A 16,044-nucleotide genomic window follows, 5' to 3' on the forward strand; every position below is an offset into this window, starting at 1 on the left:
ATGGCTAAGGACTCAAGCTCTCAGAAATTTATCGGTAAAAATAACGCGCCGCGCGTGCAAATTGAATATGACGTAGAGCTTTACGGTTCACAAAAGAAAGTGGAGTTGCCCTTTGTTACGGGGGTCATGTCCGATCTCTCTGGGCATCGGAAAAAGCCTTTGCTGCCGATCGAAGAGCGGAAATTCCTGACCTTTGATCAGGACAACTTCAACGATCGCATGCGCGCCATCAAGCCTCGTCTGCAATTTTACGTAGAGAACACCCTGAGCGAAGACGATGCGTTGCTGGACGTGGAATTGGAGTTTGAATCGATGGATGACTTCACGCCTGGCGCCATCGCCAAACGGGTTCCGCAGATGCAACGCCTGCTTGAAGCCCGGGAGCATCTCACGGAGCTGATCACCTATATGGATGGTAAATCCAGCGCGGAAGAAGTGGTGAAGAATCTGCTGGAGAAACCCGATTTTCTGCATCGTTTGGTGACGGATGCGCGTAAAACGGTCGCGGATGCGGAACAGGATGTGCAGGATCCCGGCAATAAAGGAGATGAGGAATGAGAGCGAGGCAACGACGCTATTCGGCTAAGCAGCAGGCTACGGCAGTCGCTGAAGTTGAAACGCAGGACACGGAAAATGAGCTTGACGGTTTGCTCAAGCGTTCATTCCGGCCCAGAACGAACGAGGCTTCGGAAGCGGTTCGTCGGGCTATCGGCACGCTGTCCGAATATGCCAACAAAGGCAAGGTCAAGGTCAGCCAGGATGTCGTATTGACCATTGAATCGTTGATTGCCCAGATCGACGAACAGCTTTCGCAACAGATGAACAATATCTTGCACCACAAGGAGTTCCAGAAGCTGGAGTCCGCCTGGCAAGGTCTGAGTTATCTGGTCGATAACACCAACGTCAGCGAAACGCTCAAGATCCGGGTGTTGAACATCAGTCAGGATGAGCTGACGCGCAATTTGCGCCGCTATCGGGGCTCCGCCTGGGATCAAAGCCCGGTGTTCAAACAGATTTACGAACAGGAATATGGTCAGTTCGGCGGCGAGCCGTTCGGTTGCATCATCGGCGATTTTGAATTCGATCACAGCCCGATGAGCGTCACGCTGCTGACCGAGTTGGCGAAAATTTCCGCGGCGTCGCACTGCCCGTTCATTTCCGCCGCGTCGCCGTCGCTGCTGCAGATGAGCAAGTGGAACGAACTGGGCAACCCGCGGGATATCGGCAAGATTTTCACCACGCCGGAATATGCGTCCTGGCGCCGCCTGCGCGAAAGCAACGACTCGCGTTACCTGGTGTTGACGATGCCGCGTTTCCTGTCGCGTTTGCCTTACGGGGCGAAAACCAACCCGATCGAAGAGTTCGCTTTCGAGGAGTCCGTCAGGCCGGATGTGGATGATGATTTTTCCTGGGCCAACTCGGCGTATGCGATGGGCGTCAACATCAACCGCGCGTTCCATGAGTACGGCTGGTGTTCGAAGATTCGCGGCATCGAATCCGGCGGCTCGGTGGAAGAACTGCCCGCCTACGCGTTTCCTTCCGATGAGGGCGGATATGAACTGACGTGCCCGACGGAAGTGGCCATTTCCGATCGGCGCGAGCAAGAGCTTTCCGACGCCGGGTTCTTGCCCCTGGTCTATCGCAAGCATTCCGATTTCGCCGCTTTTATCGGTTCTTGCACCATGCACGCGCCGGCGAAATATGAGGATCCCGACGCGACGGCCAACGCCAAGCTGTCTTCGCGCTTGCCTTATATTTTCGCCACGTGCCGATTCGCGCACTATTTGAAATGCATCGTGCGCGACAAAATCGGTTCTTTCCGTTCCAGAGACGATATGCAGCTGTGGCTGAATGACTGGCTGATGAACTACGTCGATGGCGATCCTTCCGTATCGACCGAGGCGACCAAGGCGCGTCGTCCATTAGCCGCCGCCGAGGTGCGCGTTGAGGATGTGGAAGACGATCCGGGTTATTACCGCGCGCATTTCTATTTGCGCCCGCATTACCAGTTGGAAGGCATGACCGTGTCCTTGCGACTTGTATCAAAACTTCCGTCAGCCAAAAAAGATGGGAGCAGATAAGTTACGGCTGGTCATTGGTTTGGATATTGCCGACGTTAATTATTAAATGGCGTTGGTGGGAATTGATATTTCATTGAAATTTAGTGGCGCTGTTTTTTACGCTATTGCTATTTATTAATGGCTGATGGGTTCTCATTGTCGCTATTTCAATGATCGCGTAGGCAATATAACGACTTATCTGAATAGACTTTTCAATTAACGAAGTAGACCTATCAGTCAAGGAGACAAAAAATGAGCACGAAAGCTTTAGTAGACTATTTTTTGAAAATTGAGGGTGTTGATGGTGAATCACCCGACCAAACCTACCCTGGCTGGATTCAGCTGCAAGCCTGGCAATGGGCGGAAGAAAACGCCGGCCGTTGGGGGTTCGGGAGCGGCGGCGGTTCAGGCAAAGTCGAGATGAAAGACTTTGAGTTTCGCATGGTGAGCAACAAGGCTTCGCCGAAACTGTTCCTGATGTGCGCCACCGGCGAGCATATTCCTCAGGCAAAACTTGTTTGCCGTAAATCAGGCCAGGGTCAGCAAGACTTCATTGCCGTGACCTTCAGCAACTGCCTGGTTTCCTCATTCAAGACCGTGGGTAATATGCCGCTGAATTCCACCATCGGTACTGAAATCGATACCGTGCTGCCAACCGACGTTATCAAGCTGAATTTCGCACGTATCGAAGTTGAGTACAAAGAGCAAAACAATGATGGCTCCATGGGTGCGGTAATTAAGACGGGGTATGACCTCAAGCTTAATGCCCGTATCTGATCATTGATGTCACAACACTAATTGCAGGCTGTCTGCCCGCAGCGATTGCGGGCAGACATAAGCCTTATCGCGAGGTGTTAAATGAAAGCGTCATTGCCCATGCTATTCGATAAGCTCAGCGTGAGACATCAAAGCGCCAGCGCCGATAATTGGAGGCGTGTTTTGGTGCGTGATATCGAATTTTTACTGAATGACGCATCGCGCAGCGCTGATTTGAAACTTCATGATTATGCGCACAGCGAAAGTTCGGTATTGAATTATGGCCTGCCGTCGCTGAGCCAACGCATACCGATTAATACCGATCCGTTAACGCTGGCGAGACATATACAAAGAATCATTACTTCGTTTGAGCCGCGTCTGGATCCGAAAACGATTCGTGTGGTGCCTGTAGTGAATGAACGCCAATCGTATGTGCTGGCGATTTTATTCGATATTTATGGCACCTGCTCATTACCGGGTGACGAAATGCTGGTTAATTTGCGCATCGCTCTTGATTATTCCTGTGGCGCCGTACACGTATTTGATTAATAGGGGTGACTATGTTCAGTGAGCGCTTTCTCCAATTATATAATGATGAGCTGCGTTATTTTCGCGAGGCCGGTCGTCAGTTCGCCTCTTCTCATCCCCAGGTCGCCCAGCATTTAGGCATGCATATCGACGGCGTGCTGGATCCTTTCGTTGAGCGTCTGTTGGAGGGCTCCGCGTTCCTTTGCACCCGCATCCAGGAAAAGCTGAACAATGAGCAGCCGGAATTTGCCCTGCAAATGCTCTCACGCCTGGCGCCGCTGTGGTATACGCCGGTTCCCGCGATCGCCACCGTCGCGATTAAGCCCGATCTCTCTTTTCCCCAGTGGCACAGCCAGGTTGACCTGCCGCGCGGGAGCCGCATGACCCTCAACGATATCTCGCTGAACAACAAACCCGCCACGTTCACCACGGCGCGGCATATTAAAGTGCAGCCCGTTGAGATTTCACTGGCGGAATGCGAGATTTTGCCGCCGCACCATTTGCCTGACGGCGCCGCCAGACACATGCAGGATTGCTCGGCCTACGTCAGGATATGCCTGACGACGCACGGCGTGCTTCCCGTCTCGGAGCTGGATCTCGAGCCGCTGCACCTGACGCTGGCGGAAGATACGGTGCGGGCCAATCAACTGCTGGCCGCGTTGCTTAATCGCACCTTGCGCATCGTGCTATGGGCGAAAAGCGACGACCGGCCAATCGTCAAAGTCTTGCCGCCGGGCAGCTTGCGCCTGGGCGGCGTCAGCGATGAAGAAGCCTTGTTGCCCACCGTGGTGGGGGAATTGCCCGGCAACCGGCTGATGCGTGAATACTTCGCCGCGCCAAGCCGCTTCTTCAGCCTGGAGTTGCATGGCGTGCAGGATTTTCTGCGCCAATGTGAACGCGTTCACGAGTTCGAGATCTTGTTCGCGCTGGAGCAACGCCCACTCACTCTGATCGGTCGCGTCAACGCCAGGGATTTTCATCTTTTCGCGACCCCGGTCATCAACCTGTATCGCCGCCATTGCTCGCCGGTGCTGCTGACGGATGAGCGCACGGAGCACCAGCTGGTGGTCGATCGTTTGAACACCTCGCTGTATGAGATACACAGCGTAAAACAGGTGAAAGGCATGCTGCCCGACGGCAACCCGGTGATTTTCTCTTCGCTGCAGGCCGACGTGCAGTACGACTGCGAGCGGGAGCCGGCCGGTTATACGCTGCACCGTCGTCGGGAGCCGTCGCCCTCCAAGTACAACAATCCGCACCTGCCCAACGAAGATACCTTCATCGCCATCTCGCCGGGCAAAAGTGGCATCGATATCGACGACATCACGTCGCTCAGCGTCGAGGCGCTGGTCTGCGAACGGCATCTGGTGCCGGCGCACCTTCAGCAGCCGCATTTCCAGCTGGAAACGGCGATGCCGATCCACCAGGTGGAGATCGTCCGCTACCCGAGCAACCCGGTCGCGGTACCGAACATCAGCCAGGCGTGGCAGGCGATTCAGATGCTGGCCTCCAATCCTCTGCGCCATGCGCGCCCCGACGTTCAGGATTGTTCGGCGCTGTTGCGCGACTGGCTGTCGTTGTTCTGCCATCAGGATGACTCCAGCCAGCGCAAGCGCATCGCCAGCATCAAAAACGCCTGGGTGGAGCACCACTTCGAACGCAATCAGGGGCCGGGGCCGCTGGCCTGGATCCGCGGGGCCGAGATCGCCGTCAACTTAAGCGCCAACCATCATGCCGACCACGGCGCCTATCTGTTCGGCAAAATATTGCACCACGCGTTGAGCCAATACGGCGACCTGAACCAAACGTTAAGCATGAAGCTGTTGCTGGATGGGGAAACCCACGCCGACTGGGGGGCGCTCTACTATGGCTGATATGTCGTTGATGCGTGAAACGGCGCTCTCGTTGGAACAGGCGCCAACGCCGGGGGCGCAGAGCGAAAGCGCGGGCCAGGCCGAAATCCGCGGGCTGTCCAATCGACAGGATTTTTTCGAGCTGCTGCGGCGTATCGAACGCGCGCAGCCGGATGCGCCGCGGCTCGGCGTCTCCAACGATCGCAGCCGCGAAAGGCTCTGCATTACCCAGCCGGCGGATATGGCGTTCGCTTCGCGTGAAATCGCCTCTATCGTGCAGCGCCCTAAGCAAGTGCTGATCCAGGCGCGGCATTTCGGCATGTTCGCCCCCTACGGCCCACTGCCGATCCATGTGACCGAGCACGCGCGCACCGAAGTCATCGCCAGACGCAACCAGGCGTTCCAGCAGTTCGTCGGCATCGTCAGCCAGCGCTTCGCCGTATTGCACTACCGGGCATGGGCGCAGCTGAAGGCGATGATCGGCCATGAGCATGACGATGACAAAAACCCGTTCTTGCGCCATTTGCGCCAGACGGTGGGCGTCGATACGGCGCTGACGGTGAACCCGCATATCCAGCGCCTGCGCGAGGCGTACCCCGGCACTTATCTGCCCGGTCGCCGCTCGCTGCGGCAGCTCAACAAGATGTTGGCGGCCTATTTCGCCGTTCCCATCACGATTACGCCGCGCTACGCCAAGTGGATCGACGACGGCAAGCAAAGCGGCAGCCAAAAGCTGGGCAAGTTGGGCAGCACGCGCATCGGCAGCCGCTTTTTCGATGCCCAGTACGGCGCGCATATTCAGATCGGCCCGCTGGGGGCCCCGCAGTATCAGCAGTATCAGCGCGGCAGCCGGCGGCTGCAGGCGCTGGTGAGCATCTGTCATGACTTTACGAGCCATCAGTTGATGCTGGATGTCAGCCTGCTGATCGCCACGGAGCCGGGCATGGCGGCGCAGCTGGGCGGCAAGTCGCTGAGTAAAGACAGCTGGCTGAAACCTAAGACAGGGACGTTTAGGCAGCTGGTTTATCAATCAACAACTTAATATAAGGAAATTTAAGGTGTATCAACGAGAACGTCTTTTTTCGCGATTGGGCCACTTTGCCTATCAGTCGTTCGTCGAAGCGACCAAGCTGTGCCGAACCTTCAGGCACGAATATGTGGAGCTGGAACACTGGCTGAAAGTCCTGGTGGACAAGGAGCGCGGCGACCTGCCGCTGATCCTGGCGCACTACGCCATCAACAGTCAGCGCATCAGCGATGCGTTGGATCGCATTCTTCATACCTTGCCTAACCGCACGAATGCGGTGGTGGATCTGTCGACGCAACTGGAAACGGTGGTGGAAAGAGGGCTGCTGATGAGCCAGCTCGCCGAAACGCCGTCCGGCGGGGTGCGCACCATTCATATCCTGGTCGGCATTCTGCAGGATCCCACGTTGCAGCGCAGCCTGTACCGGCTGAGCGACGAGTTCAAAAAACTGCCGATCCCGCAGCTGTTCGACGATTATCCGGCGATTCTGGCGGAGTCCGTCGAGCATGAGGAAGAGGAAGAAGAGGTCTACAGCGCCCACGGCGATGCGCCGGAGACGTCCGAGACGGTCGATATTCTCGATAAATGGTGCGCCGATCTGACCCGCCAGGCGCGCGACGGTGAAATCGATCCGGTGATTGGCCGCGAAGCGGAGCTGCGCCAGGTGATCGACATCTTGCTGCGTCGCCGGCAGAACAACCCGATTTTGGTGGGCGAAGCCGGGGTCGGCAAAACGGCGGTGGCGGAAGCGCTGGCCTGCAAGATAGCCCAGGGGCAGGTGCCGCCGCTGCTGCAGGGCGCCCGGCTGCTGTCTTTGGATCTGGGGCGCATGCAGGCCGGGGCGAGCATGAGGGGCGAATTCGAATCGCGCCTGAAAGCGCTGATCGACGCCATCGCGCATTCGGCGGTGCCGGTGATCCTGTTTTGCGACGAGGCGCATACGCTGGTGGGCGCCGGCGGGCAGGCCGGCACCGGCGACGCCGTCAACCTGTTGAAACCGATGCTGGCCAGGGGGGCGCTGCGCATGGTGGCGGCGACCACCTGGTCGGAATACAAACAGTTTATCGAGCCGGACGCCGCGCTGACGCGCCGTTTCCAGTACGTGTTGGTTTCTGAACCCGACGAAGAGAATGCGGTGAACATGATGCGCGCCATCGCCCCGCATTTTGCGCAGCACCACAGCGTCAAGATCCGCGAGTCGGCGCTGCAGGCGGCGGTGCATTTGTCGCTGCGCCATCTGCCGTCGCGGCAACTGCCGGACAAAGCCATCAGCTTGCTGGACACCGCCTGCGCGCGGGTGGCGCTGAGCCAGCATGCGCTGCCTGAAAAAATCGAGTCGCTCGAGGCCGGGTTGGCGGTGAAGCGCACCGAAATGAACGGCCTGCAGGAGGAAAGCAAATTCGACGATCTGGCGCTCAGCCGCATCACTGAATTGCAGCAGACCCTCAGCGATATGGAAGGCGAACTGGCTGCGCTGCGTCAGCGGCAGGCGCAGGAGCAACAGGCGGTCACCACCTTGCTCGACGCGGAGCGGCAGTCGCCGGAGCGCTTGCCGCAGTTGGCCTCCGAGCTGGGAGCCTTGCAAGACGACGGCCTGCCGTTGGTGTATCCGTGGGTGGATGACCGCGTCGTGGCGGAGGTGTTGTCGGATTGGACCGGCATCCCCACCGGCCGCATGCTGCAAAGCGATCTGGACAATGCGCTCAATCTCAATCAACTGCTGAGCCGCCAGATATTCGGCCAGCAGACGGCGATCGATGAAATCGCGCAGGCGGTGCGCATCTCCCGCGCCGGCATTCAGGCGCACGATCGGCCATTGGGCGTTTTCATGCTGTCCGGCCCGAGTGGCGTCGGCAAAACGGAGACCGCGTTTGCGCTGGCGGAGGCGATGTACGGCGGCGCGCACAACCTGATCGTCTTCAATATGAGCGAGTTTCAGGAATCGCATACCGTTTCCACCCTGAAAGGGGCGCCGCCGGGCTATGTCGGCTACGGCAAGGGCGGCAAGTTGACGGAGGCGGTGCGCCGCAAACCTTATTCCATCGTCTTGCTCGACGAATTCGACAAGGCGCATCCCGATATCCACGAGGCGTTTTATCAAGTCTTCGACAAGGGCGTGATGGAAGACGGTGAGGGCCGCATGATCAGCTTCCGCCAGTGTTTCATTTTAATGACGAGCAATATCGGCGCCGGCGAAATAGAAGCGACGCTGGCGGAAACGCCGGATCTGAAAACCGAAGCGCTGCGGCCGATGCTGCACGACGTGCTGGCGCGCTTCTTCCCGGCGGCGCTGTTGGCGCGCATGAACGTCATTCCCTACGTGCCGCTTTCTACCGAAGCGATAACCCATATCGCCACCAAACAGATTTCGCGTTTACAACAGCGTTTGCACAAAGAAGTGGGCGTGTCGCTGGTGCTGGAAGGCGACATTCCAGGCTGGATAGCCAAACGCATCAGCGCCCATCCTTCGCGCGGCAGAGCGGTCGAGTCGCTGCTGCAGCAGGCGATTTTGCCGCCCATCAGCAATGAAGTGCTGCAGCGCAAACGGACGGGACAGGAACTGCAGAATATCCAACTCATGGTCGAGAACGATAGTTTAAGTGTTTATTTCGACTGATTTTTAATTTGCCGCCGGCCCGTAAACGCGGGGCGGGGTTCGATATCGGATCAGAGAGGTTGTTATGCCTTTAATCGAAATTGATAACCCGGTGTTAGCCGAATTAAATGCGTTTCCACTCAGCTTCACCACCAAAGAAGGGTTGTCGAGCAACTCGCAATATACGCTCGAATTCGAATGTGAACAGGCGGACGTTGATTATGAATCTCTGCTGGGTCAAGGGATCAGCATTCAAATAGAAAGGCCGGATTTCGGCGCGCGGCCGTTTTACGCTTACGTGATCGGCGCCTCCGATTCGGGGCAGCATCAGGATAAGTTCGTTTATAAGCTGGAGCTGAGCACCTGGCTGTGGTTTTTGATGCAAAACCGCAACAGCCGCATTTTCCAGGATTTGAACGTGCTCGACATCATCGAGCAAATCTTCTCGCGCTACGGTTTTGCCGACTACCGTCTGGATATTCAAGGCACTTATCCGACGCGTGAATATTGCGTGCAGTTTTCCGAAACGGATTTCGCGTTTATCAGCCGCCTGCTGGAAGACGAAGGCATCTGGTATTACTTCGATCACGCCGAGGATAAACACACGCTGGTGATCACCGACCGGCAGAATTTCGACGATCTGGATTTCGGTTACGCCGTGTTGCCGTTCATGCCGGACAGCGAAGAAAACCGCGCCATCCGCGAAGGGATCCAGCGCATCCAGCGCTCCCGCAAAGTGCGCCCGAATGAAATCGTGCTGCGCGACTTTGACTTCCAGAACCCGCGCAAGAACCTGCAAACCAAGGTGGAAGAGAGCCGCCTCGGCCTGCAGAACACCCCGCTGGAGTGGTACGACTACGCGGCGGGTTATGTGGATACCGAACGCGGTGAAAGCCTGGCGCGGCTGCGCCTGGAAGAAATGCAAAGCGACGGCCATCTGCTGTTTGGCGAGAGCAACGCCGTCGGGCTGATGGCCGGCAAGGATTTCTCCTTGATTTTGCACCCGGACGCCAACCGCAACCGCCGCTTCAAGCTGACCCGTTGCGACTATGTGTTCGTGCAAGACGGCCCGGACAGCAGCAGCGACGGCCGCAACGTCACCTGCCGTTTCAATGCGTTGAACGACGACGTGCCGTTCCGCCCGCTGCGCGAAACGCCAAAACCGCAGATGCCGGGCATCCAGAGCGCCACCGTGGTCGGCGCGCCCAACTCCGAAGTGCATACCGACAAATTTGCGCGCATCCGCGTGCATTTCCACTGGGATCGCTACAAAACCACCGAGGAAGACAGCTCTTGCTGGATCCGCGTGGTGCAGGCCTGGGCGGGGAAAGGCTGGGGCGTGATCGCCATGCCGCGCGTCGGCCAGGAAGTGCTGGTGACCTATGTCGACGGCGATCTCGATCGTCCGATGGTGACCGGGATTGTGTATAACGGCGACAACCCGCCGCCTTATCAGTTACCTGAATACATCAACTACTCGGGCATGGTGTCGCGTTCGCTGCGCTTCGGCAAGCCGCAGCATGCCAGCCAGTTGACCTTCGATGACAACCGCAACAACGAACGCGTCATGCTGCATGCCGAACGCGATCTGCAAACCACGGTGGAGCGCAACCAGGCCACCGAGGTGGGAATGGACAAGTTCGACATCATCCGCCGCACCTTTACGGACTGGTTCACCAACCACGTCTCTTACAAGGATTACGTCTTCAGCATTACCGGGTTTGACGCCTCGATTAAAGGCGTCAGCGCGTCGATGACCGGCGTCAGCCTCACCGCCACCGGCGTGAGCACCTCGTTCACCGGCGTCAGCACCTCGTTCACCGGCGTGAGCACGTCATTTACCGGCGTGAGCACTTCGTTCACCGGGCTGAGCACCTCGTTCACCGGGCAGAGCACCAGCTGCACCGGCGTATCAAACTCGATGACCGGCGAAAGCAACTCCTTCACCAGCATCAGCAACAGCATGACCGGCGAAAGCAACAGCTACACCACGGTCAGCACCAGCCAGACCGGCAGCAGCACCAGCTTTACCGGCGTCAGCGTCAGCACCACCGGATCGTCGACCAGCACCACCGGCTGCAGCATCAGCACCACCGGATCGTCGACCAGCACCACCGGCTGCAGCATCAGCACCACCGGCAGCAGCGTGAGCACCACCGGCAGCAGCGTCGGCACCACCGGCAGCAGCGTCAGCAGCACCGGCAGCAGCGTCAGCAATACCGGCAGCAGCGTCAGCAATACCGGCAGCAGCACCAGCACGACAGGGGTGTCGATCAGCTATACCGGCGCGTCACTGTCCGAGACCGGCGTCGATTTGAAAAAAGTCGGGATGCAAAGCAAAAACTAACGAGGCGCGGCAATGAGAATCATACGGCCACAGCAATTGGTGGCGATTAAAGGAAGTTACCAGATCGGGACAGACAGCCGGCTCGGCATCAGCGTCGTGGCCGGATGCTACCTGTCCCGGCCTGAACACTTCGTGAACGAAGCCGAAATCTGGGAGGCGTGGAAGCGCGTGCCGCTCAGCCTGCCGATATTGGATGTTGCCGAGCCGAAGCCGTTCGCCGAATACCTGATCGCCGGCCATGCCGGCATCGGTCAGCCGGTGAAAACGCTGAATGTCAGCGCCGACATCGGCGGGCTGAAGCGCCGTTGGCGGGTCGAGGGCGAAGGACGGCGCGGCGCGATGGAGGTGGAACCCTTCCTCAGCGTGCCGCTGGATCACACCTCCACCTGGGGCGGCAAAGACAACAAGGAGAACCCGTTTGGCCGCGGCTGCAATGACGGGCTGCGGCCGCTGCTGATGACGCTGTCCGCCGAGGGGACCGCGCAGGAGCGCTCTCCGCTGGCGGCGCCGGCGCCGGTGCCGCACGAGTTTGCGCTGCGCAAGGCGCACATCGATAAGGTGGCGGGCCAGATCGCCGGCAAAGCCTATCTCGAGACGGTATTCCCCGGGCTGCCGGCCAATATCGATCGGCGTTATTTCCAGATGGCGCCGCCGGCGCAGTGGTTGCCGGAAGCGGCGTGGCCGGATCGGGTGCCCTTCGAGCTGCAGGGCGTCGGCGCGCAAAGCGAGGCGATTCGCGGCGAGCTGCCGGCGGTGCGCGGACGGGCGTTCATCCGCCGTCACGATAGCGACAGCCTCGAGGAAATCGAGCTGCAGCGCAAAACGCTGTGGTTCCTGCCCGACAGCGACATCGCTTTGCTTATCTTCACCGGCAATGCGCCGTTGACGCATCTGCTGGACGAGTCCATCGAGTCCGTCATGCTGGCGTTGGATCGCTGCGATGCGCCGCGCTCGTTCGACTATTTCCAACAGGTATTCCGCAAGCGCAGCGACGATGACGCCTCGCCCTTTGAGTTTCTGTTTGATCCGGATCTGATGCCGGCGGAGATGGGGTTGAACGTCATCCAGGCGGTGTCGGATCACCCCAGCGACTTGCGTTACGATCCGTCGCCCACCTCTCTGGGCGATTCCGCCGTGTTCTATCGACGCATCCGCGAGGCGATCGCCTTGCACCAGCAACAAACGTCGGCGGAGCCGGCTTCCGTGACGCTGCCCGATTTGCCGGATCTTCCCGCCGAAGACGGCAATGACGCGTTTTTCCCCGATAGCGCGACCGTGGAAGGAAAGACCTTCAGCGGTTTGCGCTGCGAGGCGCTGTCGGGCAGGCATTTTCTGCAGTGCCGCTTTGAGCGCTGCGATTTCTCGCAGGCTTCTTTTGAGAACTGCACCTTCGAAAACTGCGTTTTTGATGGGGTCAACCTGACGCAGGCGGCGCTGCGCCAGATCCGCATGATCTCGTGCACGCTGCAAAAGCCGTTGCTGGCGGAAAGCGTGTGGCAAGAGGCGGTCTTCGAACGGGTGACGCTGGCGGAGCCTCAGGGGCAAGGCCTGCGCGCCGACCACGTGAAGCTGGATAACTGCGTTTTCGAGCGGGGCGATTTCACCGCGAGCCGCTTTGAACACGCGGCGATCGGCAACGGCATGTTTAATGGCGCAACGCTGATCCGCGCGCAGTTTCTGCAAGGCGAGCTGGACGCGTGCGTGTTTAACCGCTGCCTCGCCGAAGAGGCGGTTGCGCTGGAGATGACGCTCACCAAAAACTCGTTCCTTGGCGGCAACTGGCGCGGCGTGCGGTTCGAACGCTGCCGTGTCGAGAGCCTGACGGCGGGCATGCAGGCGAACTTTTCCCACGCCGTGTTCAGCGATAGCTGTTTCACCAAAGTGGGATTGAAAGCGGCGCGTATGGAGAGGTGCCAACTGCAGTACAGCGTTTTCACTGAATGCAACTTTGACGAGGCCGATCTGACGGCCTGCGCGATCGCCGGCTGCGATCTGGCCGGCGTGCGGTTTAAAGACAGCCTGTTGACGCACTCACGTTGGCAAAACAGCAGCGCTCAGCAAGGCCTGTTTTATAACGCCGATCTGCGCGATGCGGCATTTGACCAGTGCAATCTGGCGGCGGCGCATCTGGCGATGACCTGGCAGGACGCCGGCACGCGGTTCAGCGGTTGTCTGCTGGAGCGTGCGTGTTGGGTGCCGCGCAGAATCATTCATGGGGACTATGCGCATGAAAACTGAAAGCCGCGTGATTCAACAGGCGCTGCCTGACCGAGAGGCGATCGAACTGGAGGTCGCCCAGGCGGTGGCGCAGACGCCGCCCATGCCGCGGATCTTCAAGAAACGCCGGTTCCACGATCGCGAGCTGAAAGGGTTGACGCTGAGCGACTGCTTTTTCATCGACTGTCATTTCGAACGCGTCACGTTTGAAGGCTGTGATTTGCGGGCGGTGCGCTTTGAGGGCTGCACCCTGCAGCAGGTCAACGTGGTCGGTGGCAGCCTGATGCGCCTGTCGTTCAACGAATGCCGGTTTGACAACCTGACGCTGCAACAGGGGCTGCTGTGCAATTTGGCGTGTAACGACACCGCGCTGCAGGGGTGTTACGTCGGCGATTGTCTGCTGGATGACTGCGGTTTGATCCGGTGCGAGGTCAACGGCGCGGAAATTGAACGCAGCAGCCTGGGGCATCTGGCGGTGCAGTCCAGCACCCTGACCAACCTGATGTTTCACCAGGACGTGATACAGGACGCCAACTGGTACGCCTGCCAACTCACGCAGTGCCTGTGGCAGGCGTCGACCCTGGATCGTCAGGTGATGGGCAGTTGTCAGCTGGAGACGTGCAGCTGGCAGACGATCGCGGGGCAGGCGCGCATCTGGTTCACCTGCCGCCTGTCGGGCTGCACTTTGGCGCAGCTACAGCTGCAGGGCGCCAGTTTTCACCGCAGCGAGCTGGAGGGGTGTTCGTTCGCCGACAGCGATCTGACCTCGGCGATCTTCGCCGAAGCGCAGGTACAGCGCTGCGATTTCGAACGCGCGACGCTGACCCTGGCGCAGGGGCAGAAGGCCCGGTTCAGCGAATGCGCGATGAATGGCGCCAACTGGGGGCGCGCCATCTTGCCGCAAGCGGAATTCAGGGCGTGCGATCTGGCGTTAGCCAATCTTGAGCAGGCCGAACTGCGGGAAGCGAACCTGATCGAACAGCCGTTGACCGCCGCTCAGCAACAGAGTGCTCGCCTGCATGGCGCGCAGCGTCATCGCGCCGAAAACGTGCCGCTTACCGCCGATCCGTTCTTGAGTGCGATCGACGCCTGGTATGCGCATCAACAACCGGGGCCGCGGCAACCGTCGTATCAACGGCCAACAGGAGTAAGCAGATATGTATAAATCCAGAAGAGAGCATCAGAAGGTCTATGCCAACGCCAGGGTGACGCCTTTGCAGTTGGTGCGCAGCGCTCCGCTTCCCGAACAAGGGGGGCGCAAGGTGGTGACGCTGGCGGCCGACGCCAACGGCAGTCTGTATGTCGACGGCATGCGCGCCCATTGTCTGGCGGTCGCCACCAGCTGCCTGGTTCAGCCGCTGGCGGGCGATCGCGTTTGCGTCATCGCCGACGGCGACAAGTTGGTCATTACCGAGATCTTGTCGCGGCAACAGGCGCACGCCGTCATGACGCTGGACAGCCGCTGCGCCAACTTGCGCATCGTGGCGCCGGAGATCGAGCTGCAGGGCGGCAAGCGGCTGACGCTGCGCAGCCCGCACTTCACGCTGCTGACGCGCAGCAGCCGTTGGGTGGCCGAAACGCTGCACCAAATCTCTCAACGCCTGTTTGTGCGCAGCAAGCACGCGAGCCGGCGGGTGGAGGAAACCGACGAGGTGCTGGCGAAGCACATCATTCAGGATGCGCGGCAATCCCTCGTCATCAACAGTGAAATTGGTTCTCTGAAGTCTTCGGCGGTGCTGAAGATCGACGGCGGCCAGATACATATGGGGTAAACCACCATGACTGCAGCCAATAACAACATGGCCGGGATCAGCTTTGCCGGCTGTGACCCGATGATACCGGTGCCGGGCCCGAACACCGCGCCCAACAACACCGGCATACCGAACGTGCCTAACTGTTTCCTTTGCGGCGGCAATGAACAGAACCTCGGCAGCATTCGCGCGGCCACCGTCGATTCGGGCGGGGTGATCGGCGCCGCCTCCGGGACGCATTCGGCCCAGATGCAGCCGGTGCAGGGATCGGGCAAGTATTTCACCGGCGGCATGCCGGTCACGCGGCTAGGCGATTCCAGCACGACGAACAATAACAACATGGTTGCCACTCAGGTCGCGCCCAGCCAGACCAAATGTTTCGTTAATGCATAGGAGTTTAGCATGGTGAAAACGCTCCGGGGGATGGCGACAGGGGGACTGTTGGCGGTGGGGATGCTCGGCGGATGCAGCTGGTTTTCTCATGATGAGGCTGCGGATGCGGGGCGCCGGTTGCGGTTTATCGACGTCGAGGTGACCGCCAACGACAACGTGAACCCGAATGCCGCCGGGGAGGCGCAGCCGGTCAAGGTGTGCGTGATAGAAACCAATCGCTCGGGGTGGATGCCCGAGGGGATTGGCGACGGTGCTCCTTGCCGCGAGACGGCGCCGTCGGAAGGGGCGCTGAGCCGGCACCAGAGCATTTTGCAACCGAGGGAGACGTTGCGTTATCGCTTCGAGGTGCCGGCGGGGCAAGAGCGATGGGTCGTCGTCGGGGCGGAGTTTCAGCAAATCAGCGGCGTGTTGCCGCTCGCCGAGCAAAAGTCCCCTGCGCAGGCTGATTCGCAAATGAAGGTGATGGTGGGGATGACGTCACTCAGCATAGTGACTAACGACAAAATGGATGAATGA

Annotated in this window: 13 protein-coding genes; all 13 read left to right on the forward strand. The window is 59.2% G+C overall.

Going from position 1 to position 16,044, the window contains the following annotated elements; translation table 11 throughout:
• Positions 1–558: a type VI secretion system contractile sheath small subunit gene (gene tssB, locus AC2CGI_RS03495; protein WP_004935376.1), complete on the forward strand. Its 558-nt coding sequence runs from the start codon at positions 1–3 to the stop codon at positions 556–558.
• Positions 555–2,081 (forward strand): type VI secretion system contractile sheath large subunit, encoded by a 1,527-nt coding sequence (gene tssC / locus AC2CGI_RS03500; RefSeq protein ID WP_004935371.1) that lies wholly within the window; start codon positions 555–557, stop codon positions 2,079–2,081. The genes tssB and tssC overlap by 4 nt, the downstream gene beginning before the upstream one ends.
• A gap of 231 nt (positions 2,082–2,312) precedes the next feature.
• On the forward strand, positions 2,313–2,837 hold the full coding sequence (locus tag AC2CGI_RS03505) for an Hcp family type VI secretion system effector (protein WP_004935369.1): 525 nt from the start codon (positions 2,313–2,315) through the stop codon (positions 2,835–2,837).
• A gap of 81 nt (positions 2,838–2,918) precedes the next feature.
• Positions 2,919–3,365: a type VI secretion system baseplate subunit TssE gene (locus AC2CGI_RS03510; protein ID WP_015378391.1), complete on the forward strand. Its 447-nt coding sequence runs from the start codon at positions 2,919–2,921 to the stop codon at positions 3,363–3,365.
• An 11-nt stretch (positions 3,366–3,376) separates the two neighbouring features.
• The gene (gene tssF / locus AC2CGI_RS03515; protein ID WP_015378390.1) at positions 3,377–5,218 is read left to right on the forward strand and encodes a type VI secretion system baseplate subunit TssF; all 1,842 of its coding nucleotides are present in this window, start codon (positions 3,377–3,379) and stop codon (positions 5,216–5,218) included.
• Entirely contained in the window at positions 5,211–6,239 is a 1,029-nt protein-coding gene (gene tssG, locus AC2CGI_RS03520; RefSeq protein ID WP_004935359.1) for a type VI secretion system baseplate subunit TssG, read from the forward strand. Before tssF ends, tssG begins: the two co-directional genes overlap by 8 nt.
• Before the next feature lie 16 nt (positions 6,240–6,255).
• Positions 6,256–8,841, forward strand: coding sequence for a type VI secretion system ATPase TssH (gene tssH / locus AC2CGI_RS03525; protein ID WP_076740687.1), 2,586 nt, complete (start codon positions 6,256–6,258; stop codon positions 8,839–8,841).
• 64 nt (positions 8,842–8,905) lie between these two features.
• Positions 8,906–11,167 (forward strand): type VI secretion system tip protein VgrG, encoded by a 2,262-nt coding sequence (gene vgrG / locus AC2CGI_RS03530; protein WP_076740688.1) that lies wholly within the window; start codon positions 8,906–8,908, stop codon positions 11,165–11,167.
• Between the two features lie 12 nt (positions 11,168–11,179).
• Positions 11,180–13,405: a DUF2169 family type VI secretion system accessory protein gene (locus AC2CGI_RS03535; RefSeq protein WP_015378388.1), complete on the forward strand. Its 2,226-nt coding sequence runs from the start codon at positions 11,180–11,182 to the stop codon at positions 13,403–13,405.
• Positions 13,395–14,549: a pentapeptide repeat-containing protein gene (locus AC2CGI_RS03540; RefSeq protein WP_226882927.1), complete on the forward strand. Its 1,155-nt coding sequence runs from the start codon at positions 13,395–13,397 to the stop codon at positions 14,547–14,549. The genes AC2CGI_RS03535 and AC2CGI_RS03540 overlap by 11 nt, the downstream gene beginning before the upstream one ends.
• Positions 14,542–15,156: a DUF3540 domain-containing protein gene (locus AC2CGI_RS03545; protein WP_021505818.1), complete on the forward strand. Its 615-nt coding sequence runs from the start codon at positions 14,542–14,544 to the stop codon at positions 15,154–15,156. Before AC2CGI_RS03540 ends, AC2CGI_RS03545 begins: the two co-directional genes overlap by 8 nt.
• A 6-nt stretch (positions 15,157–15,162) precedes the next feature.
• Positions 15,163–15,528, forward strand: coding sequence for a PAAR-like domain-containing protein (locus AC2CGI_RS03550; RefSeq protein ID WP_004935338.1), 366 nt, complete (start codon positions 15,163–15,165; stop codon positions 15,526–15,528).
• Positions 15,529–15,537: 9 nt separating this feature from the next.
• On the forward strand, positions 15,538–16,044 hold the full coding sequence (locus AC2CGI_RS03555; RefSeq protein WP_015378386.1) for a type VI secretion lipoprotein TssJ: 507 nt from the start codon (positions 15,538–15,540) through the stop codon (positions 16,042–16,044).

Source organism: Serratia sp. LSHTC3 (genome assembly GCF_057197125.1).